Below are 2,783 nucleotides of genomic sequence, written 5' to 3' on the forward strand. Positions count from 1 at the left end.
CCGCAATCCAGCGCGGCAGCATCGAGCAGACGGTCACCGTCACGGGCGCCCTGCAACCCGTCAAGACGATCGAGGTCGGCTCGCAACTGTCCGGACAGCTCGCCCGCGTCTATGTCGACTTCAACGACACCGTCAGCAAGGACCAGCCGCTTGCCCTGATCGATCCCCGTAGTTTCGCAGCCAAGGTCGATGAAGCCAAAGCAGCACTGGCGGTTGCCGACTCCCTGGTCGACATCCAGCGCGCCAAGCTCGATCGCGCCAGGATCGATCTGCAAAACGCCAAGGGCAGCAGGGACGTCCTCGTCGCCAAGCTCGACAGCGCCCAGGCGGTCAAGGCGTCGGCGCAGAAGACCTTGCAACGCAAGCTGGCGCTCCAGTCGCAAAATGTCGTGGCAACGTCGACGGTCGACGACGCGCAGACGGAATTCACCGCGCGTGTGGCCCAGGAGCGCGAGGCCGAGGTCATGATGTCCCTCAATGCCTTCTCGGTGGACGGCGCCCGCGCCGACGTCCGCCGGATCGAGGCCGAGCTGGACCAGGCCAGAATGGCGGTGCCGGAGAAAGCCGCCGTCCTCGCGGCGGCCCAGGCCGATCTCGACCGCACCGTGATCCGCTCGCCGATCGACGGCGTCGTGGTCGGCAGATTCGTCAACGAAGGCCAGACGCTCGCGGTCGGCCTCGAGTCCCGCACGACCTTCGTGGTCGCCCACCGCCTGGAGGACATGGAAATCCACGCCCTGGTCGACGAAGCCGATATCGGGCGCATCGCGCCCGGCCAGCGCGCTCACTTCACGGTCGATGCCTATCCCGACCGCCGCTTCGAGGCGGCGGTGCGGCAGGTGCGCAAGGCGCCGCAGAACCAACAGCACGTGGTGACCTATACGGTCGTCCTGTCGACCTCCAATCTCGACGGCGCGCTGCTGCCCGGAATGACTGCCCTGGTCAAGATCGTGATCGAGCAGCAGGACAACGTGCTGAAAGTGCCGCTGGCCGCGCTGCGCTTCCAGCCCCAGGGCGCGCGGGCAGACRCAGCCCCCGGACGCAACGGCGTCTGGGTGCGGACCGCCAACGGCGCGCTTCAGCGCATCCCCGTGACTGTCGGAGCGGCGGGCACCGAACAGGTCGCGCTCAGGAGCGGGGAATTGGTCGAGGGCAGCCAGGTCGCGGTCGGACAGGCGATCCGGCCGGCCGGCATGGAATTTCTCGGCATCAGGTTCGGATCATGACAGCCACCCTGCCCCTCATCAGCCTCCGATCCGTCGGCAGGACCTATCGCACGGACGGGATCGCAGTGGCTGCGGTACGCAATGTCAGCTTCGACATCGATCAGGGCGAGATCCTCGCCGTCATGGGACCGTCCGGTTCCGGCAAGTCCACGCTGATGAACATGATCGGACTGCTCGATCTGCCGAACGAGGGCGCGGTCTATCTCAAGGGAGCGAACGTCGCCGACCTCTCGGAAGACCGCAGGTCAACCTTGCGCGCCCGCAGCATCGGCTTCGTGTTCCAGTCCTACAACCTGCTCGCGCGCCACAACGCGATCGAGAACGTCGCCCTGCCATTGGTCTATTGCGGGGTGGGCCGCAAGGAGCGCCTCGCGCGCGCCGAACAGAGCCTGCAAGCCGTCGGCATGCTGCATCGGGCGCATCACTTTCCGCGCCAGCTGTCGGGCGGCGAGCAGCAGMGCGTCGCGATCGCGCGCGCGCTGATCGCCTCTCCGCTGATCGTGCTCGCGGACGAGCCGACCGGCGCACTCGACAGCCGCACCGGCGCCGAGATTCTGGCGCTGTTTGCCGCACTCAACCGGACCGGCCAGACCATCGTGATGATTACCCACGATCCCGGCATCGCGACCCAGTGCCGGCGCACCATCCGCCTGCATGACGGCGAGCTCGTCAGCGACGAAACGCTGGCTCCGCTGCTACCGAAACGGAGCGTTGCATCATGACGATGCTTCAGGGGTTTCAGATCGCCCTGCACGCCCTGCGGCTCAACCCGCTGCGCAGCTTTCTCACCATGCTCGGCATCGTGATCGGCGTCGCCTCGATCGTGACGGTCTTTGCCATCGGGTCCGGCGCGCAGCTTCGCCTCCAGGAGCAGATCCGCTCGATCGGCGCCAACGTGCTGATGATCACGCCCGGCGCCGTCTTCCAGGGCGGCGTGCGTCTCAAGGAAGGTTCCAAGCTGACGATGACCGAAAGCGACGTGCAGGCCATCCTCGAGCAGATTCCGGAAATCCAGGCCGCGGCCGGCTCGATCGCCGGAACGGCCCAGATCATCCACGAAAGCAAGAACTGGAACACGACGATCAATGGCACGACGACCGGGCACTTCATGGTGCGCGACTGGCAGCTCGCGTCCGGACGTTATTTTTCCAATGCCGAAGAGGCCGCCGCCGGCAAAGTCGTGATCCTCGGCAGCACCGTCGCGCGCGAGCTGTTCGCGCCGGGCGATGATCCCATCGGCGCGCAGATCAGGATCATGAAGGTCCCGCTCGAAGTGGTCGGCGTGCTCGATCGCAAGGGACCCGCGCAAGATGATGTCGCCTTCGTCCCCCTCACCACGGCCAAGCTGCGCTTCCTCGGCAGCGCCAGCAACATCAACCGGGATTCGGTCGCCTACATCATTGCGAAGGTGGCCGCCGACGGTCAGATGCAGGGGGCACGATCCGAGATCGAGAACCTGCTGCGGCAGCGGCATCGGATCGTTGCCGGTCAGGAGGACGACTTCAAGGTCCAGGATCCGGCTGCGGCCATGGAAGCGCAGCAGGGTGCGATCCGCAC

The 2,783-nt window shown here is 66.3% G+C and carries 3 protein-coding genes; all 3 read left to right on the forward strand.

Going from position 1 to position 2,783, the window contains the following annotated elements; translation table 11 throughout:
* Positions 1–1,226, forward strand: a 1,226-nt coding sequence (locus ACXJL8_RS38395; RefSeq protein ID WP_456686745.1) for an efflux RND transporter periplasmic adaptor subunit, incomplete at its 5' end; no start/stop codon positions are given.
* Complete coding sequence (locus tag ACXJL8_RS38400) at positions 1,223–1,948, forward strand: ABC transporter ATP-binding protein (RefSeq protein WP_456686746.1); 726 nt, start codon at positions 1,223–1,225, stop codon at positions 1,946–1,948. The genes ACXJL8_RS38395 and ACXJL8_RS38400, both read left to right, overlap by 4 nt.
* Positions 1,945–2,783: ABC transporter permease (locus ACXJL8_RS38405; protein ID WP_456686747.1), on the forward strand; the 839-nt coding region annotated here is incomplete at its 3' end. The genes ACXJL8_RS38400 and ACXJL8_RS38405, both read left to right, overlap by 4 nt.

It is taken from the genome of Bradyrhizobium sp. P5_C11_2 (genome assembly GCF_054049755.1).